The sequence below is a fragment of the Blastococcus sp. SYSU DS1021 genome (genome assembly GCF_054050995.1).
In genome coordinates this window covers 58,513-81,285 of sequence record NZ_JBJHAL010000003.1, presented here as the reverse complement: position 1 = coordinate 81,285, position 22,773 = coordinate 58,513, and the positions used below count along the sequence as shown (strand labels likewise).

21 protein-coding genes are annotated in these 22,773 nt (G+C 73.9%); 13 read left to right on the top strand and 8 right to left on the bottom strand.

Features of this window, described 5'->3' with window-relative positions:
* Positions 1-59 precede the first annotated feature (59 nt).
* The 3 genes from ACI8AP_RS03225 to ACI8AP_RS03215 all read left to right on the top strand — a co-directional run bounded on the left by ACI8AP_RS03225 (position 60) and on the right by ACI8AP_RS03215 (position 2,336).
* Complete coding sequence (locus ACI8AP_RS03225; protein WP_456587890.1) at positions 60-977, top strand: glycine betaine ABC transporter substrate-binding protein; 918 nt, start codon at positions 60-62, stop codon at positions 975-977.
* Positions 978-1,156: 179 nt separating this feature from the next.
* The gene (locus ACI8AP_RS03220) at positions 1,157-1,447 is read left to right on the top strand and encodes a hypothetical protein (protein WP_456587889.1); all 291 of its coding nucleotides are present in this window, start codon (positions 1,157-1,159) and stop codon (positions 1,445-1,447) included.
* Positions 1,448-1,532: 85 nt separating this feature from the next.
* Positions 1,533-2,336: a DUF2470 domain-containing protein gene (locus ACI8AP_RS03215; protein WP_456587888.1), complete on the top strand. Its 804-nt coding sequence runs from the start codon at positions 1,533-1,535 to the stop codon at positions 2,334-2,336.
* A gap of 6 nt (positions 2,337-2,342) precedes the next feature.
* On the opposite strand, the gene ACI8AP_RS03210 is transcribed toward ACI8AP_RS03215, so the two are convergent.
* Together ACI8AP_RS03210 and ACI8AP_RS03205 are read right to left on the bottom strand one after the other, a co-directional pair.
* Complete coding sequence (locus ACI8AP_RS03210) at positions 2,343-4,295, bottom strand: AAA family ATPase (RefSeq protein WP_456587887.1); 1,953 nt, start codon at positions 4,293-4,295, stop codon at positions 2,343-2,345.
* Entirely contained in the window at positions 4,292-5,272 is a 981-nt protein-coding gene (locus ACI8AP_RS03205; protein WP_456587886.1) for an aldo/keto reductase, read from the bottom strand. Before ACI8AP_RS03205 ends, ACI8AP_RS03210 begins: the two co-directional genes overlap by 4 nt.
* 161 nt (positions 5,273-5,433) lie before the next feature.
* Between ACI8AP_RS03205 and ACI8AP_RS03200 the strand changes: the two genes are divergently transcribed.
* Positions 5,434-6,300, top strand: a complete 867-nt coding sequence (locus ACI8AP_RS03200) for an undecaprenyl-diphosphate phosphatase (protein WP_456587885.1) — start codon at positions 5,434-5,436, stop codon at positions 6,298-6,300.
* Positions 6,301-6,387: 87 nt separating this feature from the next.
* Here the strand turns inward: ACI8AP_RS03200 and ACI8AP_RS03195 are convergent, their stop codons facing one another.
* Positions 6,388-7,950 carry an AMIN-like domain-containing (lipo)protein gene (locus ACI8AP_RS03195; protein ID WP_456587884.1) on the bottom strand — a complete coding sequence of 521 codons (1,563 nt, stop codon included), beginning with the start codon at positions 7,948-7,950 and terminating at the stop codon, positions 6,388-6,390.
* A 215-nt stretch (positions 7,951-8,165) separates the two neighbouring features.
* Between ACI8AP_RS03195 and ACI8AP_RS03190 the strand changes: the two genes are divergently transcribed.
* The 4 genes from ACI8AP_RS03190 to ACI8AP_RS03175 all read left to right on the top strand — a co-directional run bounded on the left by ACI8AP_RS03190 (position 8,166) and on the right by ACI8AP_RS03175 (position 10,687).
* Positions 8,166-8,864 (top strand): histidine phosphatase family protein, encoded by a 699-nt coding sequence (locus ACI8AP_RS03190; protein WP_456587883.1) that lies wholly within the window; start codon positions 8,166-8,168, stop codon positions 8,862-8,864.
* A gap of 9 nt (positions 8,865-8,873) precedes the next feature.
* Positions 8,874-9,425 carry a DUF3090 family protein gene (locus ACI8AP_RS03185; RefSeq protein ID WP_456587882.1) on the top strand — a complete coding sequence of 184 codons (552 nt, stop codon included), beginning with the start codon at positions 8,874-8,876 and terminating at the stop codon, positions 9,423-9,425.
* Positions 9,426-9,438: 13 nt separating this feature from the next.
* Positions 9,439-10,191, top strand: coding sequence for an SCO1664 family protein (locus ACI8AP_RS03180; RefSeq protein ID WP_456587881.1), 753 nt, complete (start codon positions 9,439-9,441; stop codon positions 10,189-10,191).
* Between the two features lie 109 nt (positions 10,192-10,300).
* A complete protein-coding gene (locus ACI8AP_RS03175) occupies positions 10,301-10,687 on the top strand; it encodes a VOC family protein (RefSeq protein ID WP_456587880.1) in 387 nt (128 codons plus the stop codon).
* Positions 10,688-10,714: 27 nt separating this feature from the next.
* Here ACI8AP_RS03175 and ACI8AP_RS03170 read toward each other — a convergent pair whose 3' ends face one another.
* The gene (locus ACI8AP_RS03170) at positions 10,715-11,431 is read right to left on the bottom strand and encodes a maleylpyruvate isomerase family mycothiol-dependent enzyme (protein ID WP_456587879.1); all 717 of its coding nucleotides are present in this window, start codon (positions 11,429-11,431) and stop codon (positions 10,715-10,717) included.
* A gap of 109 nt (positions 11,432-11,540) precedes the next feature.
* On the opposite strand from ACI8AP_RS03170, the gene mshC reads away from it, so the two are divergent.
* Together mshC and ACI8AP_RS03160 are read left to right on the top strand one after the other, a co-directional pair.
* On the top strand, positions 11,541-12,791 hold the full coding sequence (gene mshC / locus ACI8AP_RS03165) for a cysteine--1-D-myo-inosityl 2-amino-2-deoxy-alpha-D-glucopyranoside ligase (protein ID WP_456587878.1): 1,251 nt from the start codon (positions 11,541-11,543) through the stop codon (positions 12,789-12,791).
* On the top strand, positions 12,791-13,837 hold the full coding sequence (locus ACI8AP_RS03160; protein ID WP_456587877.1) for an HD domain-containing protein: 1,047 nt from the start codon (positions 12,791-12,793) through the stop codon (positions 13,835-13,837). Before mshC ends, ACI8AP_RS03160 begins: the two co-directional genes overlap by 1 nt.
* A 51-nt stretch (positions 13,838-13,888) precedes the next feature.
* On the opposite strand, the gene ACI8AP_RS03155 is transcribed toward ACI8AP_RS03160, so the two are convergent.
* Positions 13,889-14,758 carry a PAC2 family protein gene (locus ACI8AP_RS03155; RefSeq protein WP_456587876.1) on the bottom strand — a complete coding sequence of 290 codons (870 nt, stop codon included), beginning with the start codon at positions 14,756-14,758 and terminating at the stop codon, positions 13,889-13,891.
* 232 nt (positions 14,759-14,990) lie between these two features.
* On the opposite strand from ACI8AP_RS03155, the gene metH reads away from it, so the two are divergent.
* Positions 14,991-18,785, top strand: coding sequence for a methionine synthase (gene metH / locus ACI8AP_RS03150; protein ID WP_456587875.1), 3,795 nt, complete (start codon positions 14,991-14,993; stop codon positions 18,783-18,785).
* Between the two features lie 77 nt (positions 18,786-18,862).
* Positions 18,863-19,546: an HAD family hydrolase gene (locus ACI8AP_RS03145; protein ID WP_456587874.1), complete on the top strand. Its 684-nt coding sequence runs from the start codon at positions 18,863-18,865 to the stop codon at positions 19,544-19,546.
* 16 nt (positions 19,547-19,562) lie between these two features.
* Here ACI8AP_RS03145 and ACI8AP_RS03140 read toward each other — a convergent pair whose 3' ends face one another.
* The 3 genes from ACI8AP_RS03140 to ACI8AP_RS03130 all read right to left on the bottom strand — a co-directional run bounded on the left by ACI8AP_RS03140 (position 19,563) and on the right by ACI8AP_RS03130 (position 21,595).
* Entirely contained in the window at positions 19,563-20,084 is a 522-nt protein-coding gene (locus ACI8AP_RS03140) for a hypothetical protein (RefSeq protein ID WP_456587873.1), read from the bottom strand.
* Positions 20,085-20,207: 123 nt separating this feature from the next.
* Complete coding sequence (locus tag ACI8AP_RS03135) at positions 20,208-20,639, bottom strand: N-acetyltransferase family protein (RefSeq protein ID WP_456587872.1); 432 nt, start codon at positions 20,637-20,639, stop codon at positions 20,208-20,210.
* Positions 20,640-20,647: 8 nt separating this feature from the next.
* Positions 20,648-21,595 carry a RecB family exonuclease gene (locus tag ACI8AP_RS03130; protein ID WP_456587871.1) on the bottom strand — a complete coding sequence of 316 codons (948 nt, stop codon included), beginning with the start codon at positions 21,593-21,595 and terminating at the stop codon, positions 20,648-20,650.
* 95 nt (positions 21,596-21,690) lie between these two features.
* On the opposite strand from ACI8AP_RS03130, the gene ACI8AP_RS03125 reads away from it, so the two are divergent.
* Positions 21,691-22,614 carry a tRNA (adenine-N1)-methyltransferase gene (locus ACI8AP_RS03125; protein WP_456587870.1) on the top strand — a complete coding sequence of 308 codons (924 nt, stop codon included), beginning with the start codon at positions 21,691-21,693 and terminating at the stop codon, positions 22,612-22,614.
* Positions 22,615-22,773: the final 159 nt, after the last annotated feature.

Genomic DNA, 22,773 nt, shown 5'->3' with positions numbered 1-22,773 from the left:
AGCGGACGACGATCCGCGACCTTCGTGGATCGGTAGCAACACCGGAAGGAGCACTACCTGTGCGCAAGCATGCAACCCGGCTCGCCGCCGGACTGGCAGCCGTCGCCCTGAGCGCCACCGCCTGTGGTGGGGACGAGGGCACGGAGGACACCACCGCTGCCGGCAACGGCAGCGGGAGCGAGAGCTGCGACTCGGTCACCCTCGGGTTCATCCCGTCCTGGACCGACGGGCTGAGCACCGCCTACCTCTGGCAGAACGTCCTCGAGGACCGCGGCCTCGAGGTCGAGTTCGAGGAGATCTCGGAGGCCGGGGTGCTGTACTCCGGTCTGGCCGGCGGGGACGTCGACGTCTACCCCTCGGCCTGGTCGGAGGTCACCCACGCCGACTACATGGACGAGTACGGCGACCAGATCGAGGACCTCGGGGCCTGGTACGAGGGCGCCGTCCTCACCCTGGCCGTGCCGGAGTACGTCGACATCGACTCGATCGCCGACCTGGCCGGCAACGCCGACATGTTCGGCGGCCGCATCGTCGGGATCGAGCCCGGTGCCGGTCTGACCCGCACCACCAAGGACAGCGTGATGCCGACCTACGGCCTCGACGACTCCTACCAGCTCGTCGAGTCCTCCACCACGGCGATGCTGGCCGAGCTCCAGTCGGCCGTCGACGCCGAGGAGGACATCGTCGTCACGCTGTGGCACCCGTTCTGGGCCTACAACGAGTTCCCGCTCAAGGACCTCGCCGACCCGGAGGGTGCCCTGGGTGACCCCGAGGCCCTGCACCTGCTCGGCCGCGAGGGCTTCAGCAGCGACTGCGCCGAGGTCGCCGAGCTCATGGGTGAGCTGCAGCTGAGCGACGAGCAGTACGCCTCGCTGGAGAACACCGTCGTCAACGAGTACGGCGAGGGCCAGTACGCCGAGGGCGTCGAGGCGTGGCTCGAGGCGAACCCGGACGTCGCGGAGACCCTGAAGAGCTGACGCGGCTCGCTCCCCGGAGCGACGGGCGCGGGGCCCGGCGGTGCATCCGCCGGGCCCCGCGTCGTTCCGCCGGGTGGGTGAACGACCTGCACCCGAGCTGCCCCGACCCTGCCGGTCCGGCACGGTGGGGCGTGGACCGGGAGGTGCGGGCTGTGGCGACGGACGGGGATCGACGGTCGGTGCGTGACGCCGCGGTGCGGGAGGCCACCGAGCGCTGGGCCCACGCTGCCGGGGTCTCTCCGTCCGTGGCGCGGGGCATGGCGCCCACGAGGCGTCCGGTCGCCGTCCGCCTGCTCCGCGGAGCGCTGCTCGGCGCGGCGTTCGGCGCCCTCCTGCTGCTCCTGGCGTCCAGCGCCGGCACCTCCACCACTCCCTGGGTGCTGCTCGTCGTCGCCCTCGGGCTGCTCGTCGTCCGGATCGGCGGGCCGGGGCGGCGGAGCCACCGACGGACGGCCGCGTCCGGGAGGTGATCTCCACGCCGGTCGCGTGCGGGGGCGCCCCTTTTCGCCGGACGACTTCTTTGGTTAGGCTGCCCTAACTGACCGAGGAGGGGCCATGCCGAGCAGCCCGACCCACCCCGCGCCCGAGCGCCGTCCGGAGGCCGACGGGCTCCGGCCCGCGCCGGCCGAGCGCGCCCGCACCGTCGCCACGCGGTCCGCCGCGACCGTCTGCGCGCCCGGTGTCGAGGGCGGCCGGCTGCTTGCCCACTCCGTCACCAGCGCCGGGCAGGTGCTGCTGGTCGTCCCCGCCGACGGGGACATCGCCGACGCCGTCCACCGCGCGCCCGACCAGGACCTCTCGGCCCTGCTGATGGTCAGCGACCACGCACCGGTGCCGCTGCGCCGGCCGATCCGAGCGCAGCTGTGGCTCTCCGGCTGGGCGACGCCGGTGCGGGCCGAGGACGAGCGGGCCGCCGTCCTCGCCTTCGCCGAGACCCGGCCCACCGAGGTCCTGCTCGACGTCGGCCGGTCCGCGCGGCTGCTGCGCCTCGACCTCGCCGAGGTGGTCCTGGGGGAGGGCGGCGACGGCGTCGAGGTCAGCCCGCAGGAGTTCGCGGTGGCCCGCCCCGACCCGCTGGCCGCCGTCGAGGCCGACCACCTGCGCCACCTCGCCGGCGCGCACGCCGACGTCCTCGCGCTCCTGGCCGGCCGCGTCCCGGCCGACGTGGTGGGCCCGGCCGGCGTCGTCCGCCCGCTCGCCCTGGACCGCTTCGGGTTCCGGCTGCGCGTGGAGCAGCCGCTGGGCCACACCGACGTGCGGGTGCCGTTCCCACGCCCGCTCACCTGCGCCGGCCAGCTCGGCGCCGCCGTCGGCCAGCTGCTCTGCGCGGCCCGGGCGGCACGGGACTGCCGCGGCTGACGGCGTTCAGCCGGCGATCTCGCGCAGCAGCCCGGCCAGCCGGGTGCGCCGCGGGCGCACGTCGACGTCACGGACCGCCCGGGCGAGGGCGGCCCCGCTGGCGTGCACGATCGACAGGTGCTTCTGCGCGCGGGTCAGCGCGGTGTAGACCAGCGGACGGGAGAGCATCCCGCCGGCCTCGGGCGGGAGCACCACGACGACGCCGGGCCACTCCGACCCCTGCGCGCGGTGCACGGTGATCGCCCAGCCGTGCCGCAGATCGGGCAGCGCATTGCCGGTGACGGCGACCGGGCCGGAGCTGAAGTCCACGGTCAGCGACCCGTCCCCGGTCCCGGTGACGACGCCGACCTCGCCGTTGGCGAAGCCGGTGGGCTCCAGGTCCAGGTGGTTGGCGGTGGCCACCACGCGGTCGCCGACGTCGAAGCCGAACACCGTGCCGTCACCGGGGTTCAGCTGCGCCTTGAGCGCCTTGTTCAGCTCGATGGTCCCGGCCGGCCCGCGGTGCACCGGGGTGACGACCTGCACCCCGCCGGGGTCGATGCCCAGAGCACGCGGGATCGAGTCGGTGACCAGCTGGACCACGCGGCGAGCGGCCTCGCCGCTGCCGGTGGCCGGCACGACGACGACCTCGCGGTCGGGGGAGTCGACCGGCGGCAGCTGCCCCTCCCGCACGGCCGACGCCAGCCGCGCGATCGCTCCGCCCTCGGCCTGCCGGTAGAGGGTGGTCAGCTCGGTCACCGGGACGACGCCGGAATCGATCAGGTCGCCCAGCACGTGTCCGGGGCCGATCGAGGGCAGCTGCGCCGGGTCGCCGACCAGCAGCAGGTGGGTGCCGTCGGGGCAGGCCTCCAGGAGTGCGGCGGTCAGCTCGACGTCGAGCATCGAGGCCTCGTCGACCACCACGACGTCGGCGTCCAGCGGCCACTCCTCGTTGCGGGAGAAGCCACCCGAGGCGCCCTGTGCCCCGAGCAACCGGTGCACCGTGACCGCGGGGTGGTCGGTGAGCTCCTCCAGCCGCTTGGCCGCCCGGCCGGTGGGTGCCGCGAGCGCGACGTCGGTGCCCTTGGTGCGCAGCAGCTGCACGACCGCGGCCACCGTGCGGCTCTTCCCGGTGCCCGGGCCGCCCGTGAGCAGGCTGACCCCGGCCGAGAGCACCTGGGCCACCGCCTGCTTCTGCGCCTCGTCCAGCCCCTTGGCCACCGAGCGCACCGAGGCCGGGTCGGCGATCCGCTCGGCGGCGGCGGCGAGCCGGGCCACGTTCTCGGCCACCGCCTCCTCGGCCATGCCGTACCGGGCCAGCGACAGCATCCGCAGCGCGGGATCGGGTTCGGGGAGCTCGTCGACGTCCTCGTCGGGCTCCGGCTCGGGCGGCTCGTGGTCGAGCACGTCGCCGGAGTCGACGGCCGCGACGATCGCGGCCGCCGGGTCGGCGATGCCCTCGGCCTGCAGCGCGGCCACGACCAGGTCCACCGGCAGCACGGTGTGCCCGTCGCGGGTCGCCGTCCGCAGGGTGAGCCCCACGATGGCGCGGCCGCGCCGGGAGTCCTGCCGGTCGGCGCCCTTGAGCACGGCGATCGCGAGCCGGTCGGCGTCGGTCAGCGTCACGCCGGAGAGCCCCAGCAGGGCCCACGGGTCGTCCCGCAGCCGGCGGGCGGCGTCCTGGCCCAGCGCGTCGGCCACCCCGGCGGCCAGCTTGGCCGGCAGCCCGGCGCCCACGAGCAGCTCGACCACCTCGTAGGTGGGGGCGGCGGCGAGGAAGCTGGAGAACAGCCGCTCGGCGCGCTGCCGGCCCACCCGCGGAAGCTTCAGCAGCCGGTCGGCGGTGACGTCGTCCGGGGTGGTGATGCCGGCGGCCGGCAGCTCCGCCGCCGCGCGCTTGCCGAGCCCCGGCCACAGCCCGGCCGCGCAGAAGGCGGCGAAGACCAGGTCCGGGCCGGGGGTCGTGGGGTCGGCGCTCACCGGTCGGACCGGCGATCGGGATAGCTGAAGTGCGGGGCGGAGACGTCCTCCAGCGCGGTGCGGATCGCGGCGGGCAGCCGCACGCCGTCGGAGTCCAGGGACGCCTGCAGCTGCTGGGCGGTGCGCGCGCCGACCACCGGGGCGACGACGCCGGGCCGGTCCCGCACCCAGGCCAGCGCCACCGCCAGCGGGGTGGTGCCCAGGCCCTGGGCCGCGGTGATCACCGCCTCGACGATGCGGTCGGCCGCAGCCGAGCGGAGGTTGTCGATGAAGCCCTGCCACTGCGCCGACGCCCCGCGGCTCTCCGACGGCGTGCTGTGCCGGTACTTGCCGGTCAGCAGCCCACGGCCGAGCGGCGACCAGGCGAGCACGCCGAGCCCCAGCGCCTCGGCGGCCGGCACGACCTCCCGCTCCACGCCGCGCTGCAGCAGCGAGTACTCGACCTGGGTGCTCACCAGCGGCGTGCGCCCCGGCCACGCCTTCTGCCAGGTCGCGGCCTGGGCGGTCTGCCAGCCCGTGAAGTTGCTCACCCCGACGTAGCGCGCGCGCCCCGAGGAGACGGCGAGGTCGCAGGCGGCCAGCGTCTCCTCCAGCGGCGTCGTCTCGTCCCAGGCGTGCAGCTGCCAGAGGTCGACGTAGTCCAGGCCCAGCCGCTCCAGCGACGCGTCCAGCGCCGAGATGAGGTGCCCCCGGGAGGCGCCCCGGCCCATGGGACCGGGTCCTGTGCGCCCGACGGCCTTGGTGGCGACGAGCACCTGCGAACGGGGGACGACGTCGGCCAGCAGGTGGCCGAGGGTGCGCTCGCTCTCGCCGTCGCAGTAGACGTCGGCCGTGTCGACCAGCGTGCCACCGGCGTCGACGAAGGCCGTCAGCTGCATGGCGGCCTCGTCCTCGTCGGTGTCGCCGCCCCAGGTCATCGTGCCCAGCGCGAGCCGGGACACGATCAGACCGCTGCGCCCCAACGCCCGTTGCTCCACGACCGGCCAACCTACCGCCGTCACCCGGCGCGCACCCGGGAGCACCGGCCGCTGCGGGGCGGCGTGCCGGGGCCGGACCGGCCGCCACCTAAGGTCAGCGGTCGTGCCCGAACGATCCGCTCTCCGTCCGGCCGCCAGCCGTCCCCTCGGGGGGCGCTGATATGGGCTGGCTCGAAGCCGTCGTCCTCGGCCTGGTGCAGGGGCTCACCGAGTTCCTCCCCATCTCCTCGAGCGCCCACCTGCGGGTCGTGGGGGAGGCCTTCGGGTGGCAGGACCCCGGCGCGGCCTTCACCGCGATCACCCAGATCGGCACCGAGGCCGCGGTGCTGCTCTACTTCCGGCACGACATCTGGCGGATCATCACCGCCTGGGTCGCCTCGCTCGGTGGGCGGCGGAAGGGCGACCCCGACGCCCGCATGGGCTGGCTGATCATCGTCGGCACCCTGCCGATCGTCGTCCTGGGCCTGCTGTTCCAGGACTCGATCGAGACGACGTTCCGCGACCTGCGCATCACGGCGACCGCCCTGATCCTGTTCTCGCTGGTGCTGTTCTGGGCCGATCGCGTGGGGGCCAAGCGGCGTGAGCTCGACCGGCTGACGGTCGGCCACGGCATCGCGTTCGGCTTCGCGCAGGCGATGGCGCTGATCCCGGGGGTCTCCCGCTCCGGCGGCACGATCACCGCCGGGCTCTTCCTCGGGTACACCCGGTCGGCCGCGGCCCGGTACTCGTTCCTGCTGGCCGTGCCGGCGGTGCTGGGCGCCGGGTTCTTCCAGGTCTACGAGGTGCTCAGCGGGGACGTCGCGGGCCCGCCGATCGCCTGGGGCCCGACCATCCTCGCCACCGTCCTGGCGTTCGTCGTGGGTCTGGTCGTCATCGCCTGGCTGCTGCGCTACCTGGACCGGGGCAGCTACGTGCCCTTCGTCGTCTACCGCATCCTGCTGGGCCTGCTCATCCTGGGCCTGGTGTTCGCCGGGGTCCTGGACCCCACCACCCCCGTCGACGTCACCCCCACGCCCATCCCACGCTGAGCCCCGCCGCCCGCGGACACGCTCGGGAGGGGGACAGCGGCGACCCGGAGCAGATGGAGCTCCGGGTCGCCACGGGAGACGTGTGGCTCAGCCCTCCGTGCCGGCGTCGAGGTCCAGCGTCCCGATCATCGCGTCGAGCACCTCGACGTTGCGCTCGTACTCGAACTTCGGCAGGCCGACGGTGTCCGCGACCAGCGTGCGCGGTCCGTGCTCACCCTCCTCGAGGGCGACGGCGTACCGGGTCGACGGCGTGCCCTCGGGCCAGAGCCCCTCGCCGGTGGCGGTGCGCTCGATCCGCACGGCGTCCCGGCCGTCCACGGTCAGCTCACGGCGGGCCTGCTCCCCGGGCTGCTCCTGGGTGACCCGGTCGAAGGCCACCGGCTCGATGGAGAAGGCGATCGCGGCCACGCGCACGTCGGTGGCATCGGGCACGTCGAAGTCCTGCGGGGAGAACCGGCTGCAGGCCGGCACGGTCTCACCGGCGTTCACCGACCAGTCCGACGGGTGGTCGACCGCGAAGCCGGCCGGGCTGGTGCAGCGCTCGCCCAGCACGACGCCGTCGGGCTGCCGGTCGAGGACGTCGACGACGATCCGCTGCGGGTCGGCCAGCCGGGCGACCGCGAACGGCCGGCGCTGGTCGAGCCCCGCGTAGAAGGAGTAGCGGCCCTCGAACAGGGTGTCGGCGACCAGGGCCTCCAGCGTGCTCGTCCCGGCGATCTCCAGCCGCTCCTCGCCCTCCCAGGGCGTGACGCCCTCGGGCGCGTCGCCCGGGTACAGCAGGTTGGACAGGGTGATCCCCAGGGTGGCGTCGCCGGGCACCTCCAGCGGGTGGCCCGAGCCGGCGCCGCGCGGGTCCTCGGTGTAGCCGATCTGGTACCCGGCCTCGCCGTCACCGGCGAGCTCGAAGACGATCCGGTCGAAGCCGTCGTGGGCGCCCAGCCGGACGTCGGTCAGCGTGACCGGCGATCCGGTGGCGTCGGCGTCGACGTCGGCGGTGCCGCCCTGGCCGACGGGCTCGAGGCTGCCGGAGCCGCCATCCCCGCCGGACTGGTGCAGGACGTCGACGACCAGGCGCGCCGGGTCGGCGAAGGTGGTCACCCCGAAGGGCACCCGCTCCTCCAGCCCGATCGTCCAGGACAGCAACGACTCGAAGTCGCCGGTCTGGACCGCCTCGGCGATCACCCGGCCACCGGGGGCGGTGATCTGCTCGCGCCCGGTGTACGTCTCCCGGGGCTCGTCACCGGAGAGGTCCACGCCGCTGGCCGGGCTGACCCGCACCTCCAGGAACGCCGAGCCGGCCACGGCGATCTCCCGGCCGGAGCCGTCCTCGGTGATCGGCGGCTCGACGTAGCCGACCCGGTAGCTGGGGACCTCGTCGCCCTCGAACTCGAGGACGAACCGGTCGAAGTCCTCGTGCCCGGCGGCGCGGACGTCGGTCAGGTAGGCCGGGGCGCCGCCGGCCGGGAACTCCCCGGCCTCCACGGTCTCGGTGCCCGGGTTCCCCACCGGGGGCAGCGGCTCGTGGGCCGGCTGCACCGGGCCGGGTGGGGTGGGCCCGGCCGGGACGATCGACGGGGCTGAGGTGGTCGGAGCGCCGGTGGTCACCAGCAGCGTGCTGGCGCTCAGTCCGGCGAGGAGCAGACGCATCATCGCGATCTCGCTTCCTGGTCTCGGATGTCCGGTCCTCTCGTCCCCTGCCCGTGCTCCCCGTCCCCGAACACGCTTCGGGATGCCGTCACCCGATCGTCAAGCCATTGCCGGATCGTCATGTGCACCGGCGACCGGCGGGTCCTGCCCCGCCGCCGTGCTGCGGCGGCGGCTGCCACGGACCGGGGGAGGGACGGAGCACCGCCTACGCTCGCCCGGTGACCACCGTCATCCTCCTGCGGCACGGCCGGAGCACCGCGAACACCGGAGGGGTGCTCGCCGGCTGGACCCCTGGCGTCCAGCTCGACGACACCGGGCAGGCGCAGGCGCAGGCGGTGGCGCAGCGACTGGCGAAGGTGCCGCTGGCCGCCGTCGTCAGCAGCCCCCTGGAACGGTGCCGGCAGACGGCGGGCGCCGTCGTCGCCGGGCGCGACCTGGAGCCGGCGATCGAGGAGCGGCTGGGGGAGGCGCGCTACGGCGACTGGACCGGCCGGCCGCTCAAGGAGCTGGTGAAGGAGCCGCTCTGGAAGGTCGTGCAGCAGCACCCCTCGGCCGCGGTGTTCCCGGGCCCGGAGGGGGAGGGCCTGGCCCAGACCCAGGCCCGGGCGGTGGCCGCCGTCCGCGAGTGGAACGCACGGCTGGGCCCGGACGCGGTCTGGCTGGCCTGCAGCCACGGCGACGTCATCAAGGCCGTGCTCGCCGATGCCCTGGGGCTGCACCTCGACCAGTTCCAGCGGATCGTCGTCGACCCTGCCTCGATCTCGGTGGTCTCCTACACCGACACCCGGCCGTTCGTGGCCCGGATCAACGACACCGGCGGCGACGTCTCCGCACTGATGCCCCCGCCCCGCAAGGGGCGCCGGCGCAAGGCCTCCTCGGACGCCGTGGTGGGAGGCGGGTCGGGCGCCCCCGCGTAACCTGGGCGCGTGCCCCGTCAGCTCCATCTCTTCGATCGCCCCAGCCGGTTCGTCGCGGGAACGGTCGGCCAGCCCGGGGACAGGACGTTCTACCTGCAGGCCACCGACGACACCGGGCGTACCGTCAGCGTCGCGCTGGAGAAGACGCAGGTGCAGGTCCTGGCCGACCGGATGGACGACCTGCTCGACGAGGTCAGCGGCCGGGCCGGCACGGTGATCCCGCCCGAGGCCGACGTCGACGACCTGGAGCCGCTCACCGCGCCGGTCGACGAGGAGTTCCGCGTCGCCGCGATGGGCCTGGCCTGGGACGGCACCGCCGAGGCCGTCGTCGTGGAGGCGGTGGCCGCCGGCGAGGAGCCGATCGAGGAGGACGTGATCCTCTCCGACAGCGACGAGGGGCCCGATGCGCTGCGGGTGACGATCACCCCCATGGCCGCTCGTGCCTTCATCGCCCGCGCCCGCCGGGTCGTCGCCGCCGGGCGCCCGTCCTGCCCGTTGTGCTCCCTCCCGCTCGACCCGGTGGGCCACGTGTGCCCGCGGCAGAACGGCTACCGCCGCTGAGCGGCGGCCCGCGGTGAGCGAGCAGCCGGCGGAGGGGAGCGACCTCCGCCCGCCCGCCGACGACGCCGAGGCCCTGCAGCTGCTGCGGACCGGCGTGATCGACGTCGAGGGCCGGATGCTCGATGCGTCGAACGTGACCCTGGTCGGCGCCATCCGGTCCGGCGACCTCGCCGCCGAGTGCGTGTACAAGCCGGTCGCGGGGGAGCGGCCCCTGTGGGACTTCCCCGACGGCACGCTCGCCGGCCGGGAGATCTCCGCCCACCTGGTCTCCGAGGCGACCGGCTGGCGGATCGTGCCGCCCACCGTGCTCCGCGAGGGCCCGTTCGGCCCCGGCATGGTGCAGCTGTGGGTGGACGGCGACGAGGACGTCGACCTGGCCGCCTTCGTCCGCCGCGACGACCCGGCGCTGCGTCGCATGGCCGTGTTCGACGCCGTCGTGAACAACGCCGACCGCAAGGGCGGGCACATCATCCCGATGCCCGACGGCCACGTGCACGGCGTGGACCACGGCATCTGCTTCTCCGTCGACCCCAAGCTGCGCACCCTGCTGTGGCGCTGGGCCGGCTCGCCGTTGACCGTCGAGGCGCTGACGGTGCTCGAGCGCCTCGCCGACGAGCTGCGCGGCGACCTCGGGGAGCAGTTGCACGAGCACCTGACCCGTGCGGAGGTGCGCTGCACGCAGCGGCGGGTGGCCGAGCTGCTGCGCACCGGTCGCCACCCCGAGCCCAGCGGGGAGTGGCCCGCCCTGCCCTGGCCGCCCTTCTGAGCGGCGAGATCTGCACACTGGCCCCCGTCAGTGCGCCGTAGGGGGCAACATCGCAGAAGTCGCACGGGGCGCCGTCGTCCTGTCGGTGCCCTGGGCCAGGATCCCGCGCATGCCGCACCGCAGCCGTCTGTCCATCCTGTTGCTGGACCTGCCGCCGCAGCACCACACGGCCGGCACCGCCTTCTGGGCCGGCGCCACGGGGCGCACCGCCGCGCCCGACCCCGACGACGAGAAGTGGGCCTCGCTGGGGTCGTTCGCCGACGGCTGGCACGTCGAGGTGCAGCGGACGGGGGAGGGGACGCCGCCGCGCTGGCACGTCGACGTCGAGACCGACGACATCCCGGCCGAGGTCGCCCGGCTGGAGGCCCTGGGCGCCACCCGGCACCGCGACATGGGCGGCTTCTGGCAGATGCTGGATCCGGCCGGCCTGGTGTTCTGCGTCGTCGGCGTGCAGACCGGCCAGGAGTTCGAGCGGTACGCCGTCACCTGGCCCTAGGTGCGCGCTGCCCCTGCGGTTCCGGCCTCACTCCAGCGTCACGAGGTCGATCATCGCGGCCGCCTGCAGGCCGTCACCGTCGACGGTGAGCACCTCCAGCGGTACCCGGCGCCACACGGCCAGGAGCAGGTCGCCGGCGGTTCCGGTGAGCGCGGCGATCGGGAAGGGCTTCGTGCCGGGGAAGAGGGTGCGCTCGGCGTCGGCGTCCACGGCGTGGAGGACGACGGGGTGCGCGGACTCCGGCGGCCCGTCGGGCAGGGCGGCGGGCACCATGAGCTGCAGCCACTCGTCCAGGCCGTCCAGCCCCACGGGGGCGGGGATCGGGCGCACGTCGCCAAGCACCTGCTCGACGTCGACCGTGTGCACGGTGGCCTCCTGCAGCTGCCGGCGCAGGACGAACGCCACGTCCTTCTGCGGCGCCCAGGTCCACACCCGCTCGGCCGGGTCGGCTCCGGCGAGCGCCGCCTCCAGCTCGGCGCCCTGCGCGGCCACGTACCCCAGCAGCTCGTCGTCGGCGCGGCGCGTCGGCTCGACGTAGGTGGCGAGGTCCCGGGCACGGGTGCGCACCACCCACGCCCAGAAGTGCTGCACCTCGGACAGGTGCCACACCAGGTCGGCCAGCGACCACCCGGGGCACCCGGGGACCGGAGCCGCCCACCCGCGGGCGAGGACTGCCTCCGCGGCGGCGTCGGCGAACCGGGCGTCGACACGCCGCAGGGCCGGCAGGTACTCGTCGAGCTGCATTCGCTCCTCCTCCTGCAGAGGGGCGCCACCGGCGCCTTCCCCTCCGACGTGATGACCCGCACGGACCTGCGGGGCCGGTGCCGTCGGAGACCCGCTCTAGGCTCGTACCGTGCTCTCCTGGTCCGCCCCCCTGCTGCCGACCCTGCCCGGCACGGGCTCCGTGCTCAAGGTCTACGACACCGCTCGCGGTGAGATCGTCGCGACGACGCCGGACCGGACCGCACGGATGTACGTCTGCGGCATCACCCCGTACGACGCCACGCACCTGGGGCACGCCGCCACCTACCTGGCCTTCGACCTGGTCAACCGGGTGTGGCGCGACGCCGGGCACGCCGTCCACTACGTGCAGAACGTGACCGACGTCGACGACCCGCTGCTCGAGCGTGCCGCGCGCGACGGCGAGGACTGGATCGTCCTGGCCATGCGCGAGACGGCACTGTTCCGGGAGGACATGACGGCGCTGCGTGTACTGCCCCCGGAGGACTACGTGGGCGCGGTCGAGTCGATCCCCCGGATCGTGGCGTACATCGAGCAGCTGCTCGACGCCGGGCTGGCCTACGTCCTGGCCGACGGCACCGGCGACATCTACCACGACGTCGCGCAGGCCCCGGGCTTCGGCTCGGAGTCCGGCTACGACGAGGCCACGATGCTGACCTTGTTCGCCGAGCGTGGCGGGGACCCCGACCGGGCGGGCAAGCGCAACCGCCTGGACCCGCTGCTCTGGCGCGGTGAGCGGCCCGAGGAGCCGGCCTGGCCCGGTCCGCGGGGCACCCGCGGCCGGCCGGGCTGGCACGTCGAGTGCGCCGCGATCGCGTTGGACACGATCGGCATGGAGTTCGACGTCCAGGGCGGCGGCAGCGACCTGGTCTTCCCGCACCACGAGTTCTCCGCCGTGCACGCCGAGGCGCTCACCGCCACCAAGCCCTTCGCCCGGGCCTACGTGCACGCCGCGATGATCGGCCTGGAGGGCGAGAAGATGAGCAAGAGCCGGGGGAACCTGGTCTTCGTCTCCAAGCTGCGCGGCGAGGGCGTGGACCCGATGGCCATCCGGCTGGCCCTGCTGTCCGGGCACTACCGCACCGACCGGGAGTGGAGCGACCGGCTGCTCGCCGAGGCGCAGGAGCGGCTGGACACCTGGCGGAGCGCCGTCGGCCGCGAGGCCGGCGCCCCGGCCGGCCCGGTGCTGCACGGGCTGCGCGAGCGACTGTCCGACGATCTCGACAGCCCCGGCGCGATCGCCCTGGTCGACGCCTGGGCCGCCCGCACCCTGGCCGGCGGCGAGGACCTGGAGGAGCACGCGCCGCAGGTCGTCTGCGACGCCGTCGACGCGCTCCTGGGCGTGGAGCTGCAGAACTTCTGATGGCCGGCGTCCTCGACGGTCCGTTCCGGCTCACCGACCGCGCGGCGCGCGAGCGGGCCGAGGAGCAGCTCGCACCCGCCGCGACCCGGGCGGTGGCCAGCCGGGGCCGGGCACGGCCGGAGGCGGAGGACGCGCTGCGCACCGCCTTCGAGCGGGACCGGGACCGGATCCTGCACGCGAAGGCGTTCCGCCGGCTCAAGCACAAGACCCAGGTCTTCCTCAACCCCGACGGCGACCACTTCGTCACCCGGCTGACGCACACGTTGCAGGTGACCCAGGTGGCGCGCTCGCTGGCCCGGGCGCTCGGGCTCAACGAGACGCTGGCCGAGGCGATCGCCCTGGGCCACGACGTGGGGCACTCGCCGTTCGGGCACATCGGCGAGGAGGCCTTCGACCCCTACGTCGACGGCGGCTGGCACCACGCCGCCCAGGGCGTGCGCATCGTGGAGGTGCTGGAGGACCTCAACCTCACCTGGGAGGTGCGCGACGGCATCCGCGCCCACAGCTGGAAGATCGACCCGCCGCCGGCCACCCGTGAGGCCGAGTGCGTGCGCTACGCCGACCGGATCGGTTACCTGTCCCACGACGCGCTGGACGCCGTCCGCGCCGGGGTCATCCGGACCTCCGACCTGCCCGCGCGCGCCGTCGCCGTCTTCGGGCAGCCGGGCAGCGAGATGGTCGGATCCATGATCGACGCCGTCGTCGAGGGCTCGCTGGCGCCGGGCAGCACGCGCGTGGTCATGGCCCCGGAGCCGCTGCAGGCGATGCACGAGCTGCGCGACTTCATGTTCGCCCGCGTGTACGCCTCCGACGTCGCCGCCGGGCAGAAGCACCTGGCGGTCGACGTCATCCGCCGGCTCGTCGACCACCACCTGGCCCACCCCGAGCTCATCCCGGCCAGTTACCGCGACACCGAGGCCGATCCGCTCACCCAGGTCGTCGACTACGTCTCCGGGATGACCGACCGGTTCGCCCTCGCCACGCACGACCGGCTGTTCGACGCCGACGCCTCGGCGCAGATGCGACCACTGCTGCGCAGCGACTGACGACGCGCACGCCCCCAGGCGGCCGTGGCCTGCTTCGATGGCGCCGGCCGCTCAGGCCCCGCCGGCGGGCCCACCCCGGCGGCGCAGGTACCGCTCGAACTCCCGGGCGATCTGGTCGCCGTTGGCCTGCGACAGGTCCACCTCGGTGGCCCGCTCCTCCAGCGAGCGCACGTACTCGACGACCTCGGCGTCCTCGCTGGCCATCTCGTCGACGGTCTTCACCCAGTCCTCGGCCTGCTGCGGCAGGGCCCCGAGCGGCACCGTGATCTCCAGGACCTCCTCCACGCGCTGCAGCAGGGCGACGGTGGCGCGGGGCGACGGCGGCTGCGACACGTAGTGCGGGACGGCGGCCCAGAAGCTGATCGCCGGCAGCCCGGCCTGCACGCAGGCGTCCTGGAACACACCGAGGATCCCGGTCGGGCCCTCGTAGCGGGAGGTCTCCAGCCCGTAGGCCCGTGCGGACTCCTGGTCGTAGGCCGACCCGGTCACCGGCGTGGGCCGGGTGTGCGGGGTGTCGGCCAGCAGCGCGCCGAGCGCGACCACGATGGAGGCGTCGAGCTCGTCGAGGATCTCCAGCAGCTCCTCGCAGAAGCTGCGCCAGCGCATGTTCGGCTCGATGCCCCGGATGAGGACCACGTCGCGGTCCAGCCCCTTCGGCCGGGCCACGGAGATGCGGGTGGTGGGCCATTCGATGCGCCGGCTCACCCCGTCGATCAGGGAGACCGTGGGCCGGTTGACCTGGAAGTCGTAGTAGTCCTCGGGGTCGAGGGCGGCCAACGGCTTCGCGTCCCAGATCAGCTCGAGGTGCTCGACGGCCCCCGTGGCGGCGTCCCCGGCGTCGTTCCAGCCCTCGAACGCCACCACGACCACCGGGTCGGTGAGCTGCGGCAGGTCATCGGCGTCGGACTGAGGATCGATCACCCCTGTGAGCCTACGTCGCTCCGGCCGTGCCGCCCGGCCGTGCGCCGCGGGGTCCGGCCGCCGAACGCCCTCGTGGGCGGGCGTGGCAGCCCGCCACGCCTGCTGCACCGCCGGTGTGCCAGGTGCGAAGATGGGAGCCGACATCGGGAACGCCCAGGCCTGGGCCAGCCCGCCGGGGTGACGGAGCGCGAGGCCCGCACGCCCATCGAGTCTTGAACCACTGGGGATCACCGTGTCCGAGTCACCCGCCCTCCGTCCCGATGCGACGGCGCGGCTCCGCGCGCTGCTGGAGGAAAGGATCCTGGTGCTCGACGGCGCTATGGGGACGGCGATCCAGCGGGACCGTCCCGACGAGGCCGGGTACCGCGGGGAGCGTTTCGCCGACTGGCCCAGCGACGTGCAGGGCAACAACGACCTGCTCAGCCTGACCCAGCCCGAGCTCATCGCCGGCATCCACCGCGAGTACCTCGAGGCCGGGGCGGACCTCGTCGAGACCAACACCTTCAACGCCACGACGATCTCGCTGGCCGACTACGGCATGCAGGAGCTGGCCTACGAGCTGAACGTGGCCTCCGCCCGGCTCGCCCGCCGCGAGGCCGACGCGATGACCGAGCGGACGCCCGGCCGGCCGCGCTTCGTCGCGGGGGCGATCGGCCCCACCAGCCGGACGGCATCGATCTCACCGGACGTCAACGATCCCGGCGCCCGCAACGTCGGCTTCGACGACCTGGTCGCCGCCTACCTCGAGCAGGCGAACGGCCTGGTGGACGGCGGCGTCGACGCGCTGCTGATCGAGACGATCTTCGACACGCTGAACGCCAAGGCGGCCATCTTCGCCCTGGAGACGTTGTTCGAGCAGCGCGGCCGGCGCTGGCCGGTGCTGATCTCCGGCACGATCACCGACGCCTCCGGACGGACGCTCTCCGGGCAGGTCACCGAGGCGTTCTGGAACTCCGTGCGGCACGTGCAGCCGCTGCTGATCGGGTTGAACTGCGCCCTCGGCGCCAAGGAGATGCGGCCCTACATCGCGGAGATGGCGCGGGTCGCCGACACCTTCGTCTCCTGCTACCCGAACGCCGGGCTGCCCAACGCCTTCGGCGAGTACGACGAGTCGCCCGCCGAGACGGCCGCCATCGTCGCGGAGTTCGCCGAGAGCGGCCTGGTCAACCTCGTGGGTGGCTGCTGCGGCACCACGCCGGCGCACATCGCGGCGATCGCCGGCGCCGTGGCGGGGCTGCCGCCACGGACGCCGGCGCAGACGTCCCCGGCGCTGCGCCTGTCCGGCCTGGAGCCGCTGACCGTCACCGAGGAGAGCCTCTTCGTCAACGTCGGCGAGCGCACCAACATCACCGGCTCCGCCCGCTTCCGGAACCTGATCAAGGCGGGCGACTACCCGGCTGCCCTCGCCGTCGCCCGCCAGCAGGTGGAGGCCGGCGCCCAGGTCATCGACGTCAACATGGACGAGGGGATGATCGACGGCGTCGAGGCGATGGACCGCTTCACCAAGCTCATCGCCGCCGAGCCCGACATCTGCCGCGTCCCGGTGATGGTCGACTCCTCGAAGTGGGAGGTCATCGAGGCGGGCCTGAAGAACGTCCAGGGCAAGGCGATCGTCAACTCCATCTCGCTGAAGAACGGCGAGGATGAGTTCGTCCGCGAGGCCCGGCTCTGCCGCCGGTACGGCGCCGCGGTCGTCGTCATGGCGTTCGACGAGGACGGCCAGGCCGACGACCTCCAGCGGCGCATCGACATCTGCCGGCGGGCCTACGCGGTGCTCACCGAGCAGGTCGGGTTCCCGGCCGAGGACATCATCTTCGACCCGAACGTCTTCGCCGTCGCCACCGGCATCGAGGAGCACGCCAACTACGGCGTCGACTTCATCGAGGCGACCCGCTGGATCAAGCAGAACCTGCCCGGCGCGCTGGTCTCCGGCGGGGTCTCCAACGTCTCCTTCTCCTTCCGCGGCAACAACCGCGTCCGCGAGGCCATCCACGCGGTGTTCCTCTTCCACGCCATCCGGGCCGGCATGGACATGGGCATCGTCAACGCCGGCGCGCTCGAGGTCTACGACGAGGTGCCGGTCGAGCTGCGGGAGCGGATCGAGGACGTCGTCCTCAACCGCCGCCCCGACGCCACCGAGCGGCTGCTGGAGATCGCCGGCGACTACGCCGGGGACGGCGCGGCGCGCGAGGTCGCCACCGAGGAGTGGCGCTCCCTGCCGGTGGGGGAGCGGATCACCCACGCGCTGGTGAAGGGCATCGACGCACACGTCGAGGACGACACCGAGGAGCTGCGGCGCGAGATCGCCGAGCGCGGCGGGCGGCCGATCGAGGTGATCGAGGGACCGCTGATGGACGGCATGAACGTCGTCGGCGACCTGTTCGGCGCCGGCAAGATGTTCCTGCCGCAGGTGGTCAAGTCCGCCCGGGTGATGAAGAAGGCCGTCGCCTACCTCATCCCGTTCATCGAGGCGGAGAAGCAGCCCGGCGACGCCGAGCGCAGCAACGGCAAGGTCGTCATGGCCACCGTGAAGGGCGACGTCCACGACATCGGCAAGAACATCGTCGGCGTCGTCCTGCAGTGCAACAACTACGACGTGGTCGACCTGGGCGTCATGGTGCCGGGGCAGAAGATCCTGGACGCCGCCAAGCAGGAGGGCGCCGACATCATCGGGCTCTCCGGTCTGATCACCCCCTCGCTGGACGAGATGGTGAACCTGGCCGCCGAGATGGAGCGCCAGGGGTTCGAGATCCCGCTGCTCATCGGCGGCGCGACCACCTCGCGGGCGCACACCGCCGTCAAGGTGGCGCAGAGGTACTCCGGCCCGGTGATCTGGGTGAAGGACGCCTCGCGCTCGGTCCCGGTCGTCGCCGCCCTGCTCTCCGACGAGCAGCGCCCGAGGCTGCTGGCCGAGACCGACGCCGACTACGCGGCGCTCCGGGAGCGGCACGCCGCCCGCCAGGACAGCCGCGCCCTGCTCCCGCTCGCCGAGGCACGCGCGAACCCGACGCCGATCGACTGGAGCGGCTACGCCCCGCCCCGGCCGCGGATGCTGCTGCAGCAGGCGAAGGACGTCTGCGAGGGCCCGGCCTGCGCCCTCGGGGAGGCCACCCAGTTCGTCCGGCACTTCCACGACTACCCGCTCGAGGAGCTGCGCGGCTACATCGACTGGCAGCCGTTCTTCAACGCCTGGGAGATGCGCGGCCGGTTCCCCGACATCCTGCACAACCCGGCGACCGGCGAGGCCGCCCGGCGGCTGTACGACGACGCCCAGCAGATGCTGGACCGGATCGTCGCGGAGAAGTGGCTGCGGGCCAGCGGCGTCCTCGGGCTGTTCCCGGCCAACCGTGTCGACGGCGAGGACATCGAGGTCTACACCGACGAGTCCCGCACCGCCGTGCGGGCGACCCTGCACCAGCTGCGGCAGCAGACCGAGGGCCGCGACGGCTCGCCGCGCAAGTCACTGGCGGACTTCGTGGCGCCGAAGGACACCGGCCTGCGCGACTACGTCGGTGCGTTCGCGGTGACGGCCGGGCTGGGCGCGGCCGAGCGGGTGGCGGCGTTCAAGAAGGACAACGACGACTACAGCGCGATCATGCTGGAGGCGCTGGCCGACCGGCTGGCCGAGGCGTTCGCCGAGCGGCTGCACGAGCGGGTGCGCCGGGAGTTCTGGGGCTACGCCGCCGACGAGGCGCTGGACAACGAGGCCCTCATCGCCGAGAAGTACCGCGGCATCCGGCCGGCCCCGGGCTACCCGGCCTGCCCCGAGCACACCGAGAAGCAGACGATCTGGGACCTCCTCGACGTCGAGGCGGCCACCGGTATCGAGCTCACCGAGAGCCTCGCCATGTGGCCGGGTGCGGCGGTGAGCGGCCTCTACTTCGCGCACCCGCAGGCCCAGTACTTCGTGCTGGGCCGGGTCGGGCGGGATCAGGTCGAGGACTACGCCCGGCGCAAGGGCTGGACGCTCGCGGAGGCGGAGAAGTGGCTCTCACCCAACCTCGGCTACCGGACCGAGGACGAATGAAGGACCCCCGTCCCCCTCACCCCTCGCCGGCTCGGGGCGAGCCTCTGGACGGAGGCCGTTCCAGCGCGTTGCGGGCGGTGCTGTTCGACATGGACGGCACGCTCGTGCAGACGGAGGAGTACTGGGGCGAGGCGATGTTCGAGCTCGCCGGACGGCTCGGGGGGCGGATGTCGGCCGAGGCGCGGGCCCGCACGGTGGGCACGAGCATGCCGACGGCGATGGGCATCCTCTACGCGGACCTCGGCATCAGCGCCACCGCCGAACAGCTCGCTGTGGACGCGGCCTGGATCGAGGAGCGGGTCGGCGTGCTCATGGCCGGCGGCGTCGTGTGGCAGCCCGGCGCCCGGGAACTGCTGTCCGCGGTGCGGGCCGCGGGCCTGGCCACCGCCTTGGTGACGACGACGCCCCGCCGGCTCGCCGACATCGTGCTTGCGAGCATCGCGACGGACCTCGGCGGCAGCCCGTTCGACCTGACCGTCTGCGGCGACGAGGTTCCCGCGCGCAAGCCGGACCCGGCCCCCTACCTCCAGGCAGCCGCAGCGCTGGGCGTCCAGCCCGACTCCTGCGTGGTGGTGGAGGACTCGCTGGTCGGCGTGACCGCCGGGCTGGCCGCCGGGATGGCGGTGCTGGGCGTGCCCGCGATGCAGCCGGTCCCGCCGGCACCGGGGCTCACCCTGGTGGAGACGCTCGTGGGGGTCGGGGTGCCGGAGCTCGAGGCGGTGCTCACCGCCCGCGAGGTGGCGAGCGCCGCCCCGCGCTGAGTTCCGGGGGCCGCGACTATGCCGTGCCGAGGTCGTCGTAGCAGAACGAGGCGCTGCCCACCGGATCGACGTGGACGGTACGTGGCCCGTCGGGGACGGTTGCGGTGAAGGTGACGGTCACCCTGCGCCGGCGCGGGCCCGCCAGCTCGTCGCGTACGAGGACGACCATCCGGTCGAGGCAGTCGGCCGAGTCGTCGCCGTGGACGTCGTGCTCATGGTCCGGGAGGCCGACGACGATCTCCCGCCCGGACCTCGCCGTCGCCGTGACCTCGATCGGCGGGTCCCAGAGCCCGGCAGCAGCGTCGCGCAGGGCGTCGATCTCGGCCTGCAGCCGGGCGCGGTGCTCCCGGGTGATCCGGGCGAGCTGGAGGTCGAGGACCGCCCGCGCCTGACCGGGGGTGAACCCGTAGGCCGTTTGCAACCTTCGCACGGCGTCGGAGTCGTCGGCCGCGTCGCCCAGCAGTGCGCCCAGGCGGCTCGGGTCCGCCGTGGCGGCGGCGAACGCCGTCAGGATCTCGAGCCTCTTGTCGGGATGCACGGTCACAGTCTCGCTGGTCACTGGTCCCGGTGAAGAGGTGTCGCGGCCTGCGTGCCGGCGCTCGCAGCGGACGCGGGCCGAGGACCGACCCGGCGGGACATGCATGCCGCACGCTCCGGTCGGTCAGCCGAGGTACTCCTTGTAGGTCCGTGCCGCCGGACGCAGTCCGACGGCCTCGTAGAACGCGAAGGCCGCCGGGTCGTCGGCAGAGAGCTGCAGCTTGTAGCAGCCGGCCCGGCGGCCGTGCTCCCGTGCGGCGCCCAGGAGGGCCGCACCCACGCCGGAGCGCCGATGGGCACGGTCCACGACGACGTTCTCGACCAGCAGGTAGGGCTCACCGGCGTGAGCCGTGTTGGCGACCACCGTGACATCCGCCGTCCCGACCACGGTTCCGGCGGCCTCGGCGACGAGGACCGTGCGCCCGGGTGTCGTCATGGTGCTGGCCCAGGCGTCCTGCACCCGCAGCGTCTCGTCGTGCTCGAGCTCCGGGTACAGCTGGCGGTACAGATCCAGCACGGCGGCGAGATCCGCCGGCACGGCGGCGCGAACGGTCACCGCGCCGGTCACACCGGCGTCACCGGCAGGGTCGTCCGCCAGCCGGCTGACGCAGCGGCCTCCGCCGGGAAGGGCGGGGGAGTGCCGCCGAACGCCGGGCACAGCGCCTGGTGGTCGCACCAGCCGCAGAGCCGGCTCTTGTTCGGCCGGAACTCACCCGTGGCGACGGCCCGCTCGATCGCCGACCAGATGGCCAGCAGCGTGCGCTCGAAGCGCACGAGCTCGGCCTCCTCCGGGGCGTAGGTGAGCGCGTCGCCGTCGCCGAGGTAGAGCAGCTTGAGCTGGGCGGCCACCACCCCGCGGGTGCGCCAGAGCACCAGCGCGTAGAACTTCATCTGGAACAGCGCCTTGGACTCGAACGCCTCGCGCGGCATCGACCCGGTCTTGTAGTCGACCACCCGGAGCGCGCCGTTGGGGGCGACGTCCAGCCGGTCGACGTAACCGCGCAGCAGCAGCCCGTCGGGCAGCGTGACCTCGACGAGCTCCTCCCGACCCGCCGGCTGGATGCGGCGCGGGTCCTCCAGCGAGAAGTACTTCTCGACGAGCTTCCCGGCCGAGGCCAGCCAGGCCGCCACCGACTCGGGCGCGTTCGCATCGCTCTCGGCGCCCTCGTCCTGGCCGGTTGCGAACAGCTCGGCGATGCCCGGCTCGTCGCGCAGCTCGGCCCACGCCGGCTCGAGCAGCTCCAGGGCGCTCTCCGGGGTGCGCTGCGCCGGGGGCAGGTCGTAGAGGCGTTCCAGCACGGAGTGGACGAGGGTGCCGCGGACGGCGGCCAGGCTCTTGCGCTCGGGCAGCCGGTCGATGGTGCGGAAGCGGTAGAGCAACGGGCAGGTCTTGAAGTCCGCCGCCCGGCTGGGCGAGAGCGAGGGGCGGCGCGGTGCGGTCACCTCGGCGGGGGGCTCGGTCCCGCCGTCGGGCGTGCCGGGTCGCGGGTCGGTGTCCACCATCGCCGTCATGTACCCGAGGCTAGGTCGCGCCTCCGACAGTTCCGAGTGTCCGCGCCGCATCGGCGTCCCGGGTCACAGCGGCGGCGTCCGTACGCTGGTCGCCCGTGACCAGTGAGCAGGAGCCGGGGACCGACGTCGTCGACGAGGCGCAGCAGGCGCCGGACGAGGCGGGGGAGAGCCCCTCCGCGCAGCGGGCCGAGCCCGTGGAGGGCGCGTTCGTCGCGGGGGACCGGGTGCAGCTGACCGACCCCAAGGGCCGGCTGCACACCGTCGTCCTGACGCCCGGCAAGCAGTTCCACACCCACCGCGGCGCCATCGAGCACGACGACCTCATCGGTGCGCCCGAGGGGTCGGTCGTGCACTCGACGGCCAACACCGGGTACCTGGCGCTGCGCCCGCTGCTCGCCGACTACGTGCTCTCCATGCCGCGCGGCGCGCAGGTGATCTACCCGAAGGACGCCGCGCAGATCGTCGGTTTCGGCGACATCGGGCCCGGCATGCGGGTGCTGGAGGCCGGCGCCGGCTCCGGCGCGCTCAGCTGCTCGCTGCTCCGGGCCGTCGGCGCCGGGGGCTCGCTGACCAGTTACGAGCGGCGCGAGGACTTCGCCGACGTCGCGCGCACGAACGTCGGCGCCTTCTTCGGCGAGGTCCCGAGCAACTGGAGCCTGCGGCTGGGCGATCTGGCCGACCACCCGGCCGACGAGGTGGTCGACCGGGTCGTCCTGGACATGCTGGAGCCGTGGGCGGTCCTGCCGACGGTCGCCGCCGCGCTGCGTCCCGGCGGCGTGCTGGTGGGCTACGTCGCCACCGTCACCCAGCTGTCCACCTACGTGGAGGCGCTGCGCGCGCAGGGCGTGTGGACCGAGCCCTACGCCTGGGAGACCCTGATGCGGCCGTGGCACGCGGTCGGCCTGGCCGTGCGCCCGGAGCACCGGATGGTCGCCCACACCGCCTTCCTCGTCACCGCACGCCGCCTGGCCGAGGGCGCGGTCGCCCCCGTCCGCCAGCGCCGCGCGCAGAAGCACTGAAGGAGGACCCTCCTGCCCCCACCGCTCGCACGCTCGCGGCGGGCCCCTGCAGGAGGGCCGTTCCAGCACCTCAGTAGCACCCCGCCACGGACCCCGCGAGGCGACGGCGAAGTGTCGTCGCGCGTGTATAGATTTGCGTCCTGGCTCCCCCGACAGTGC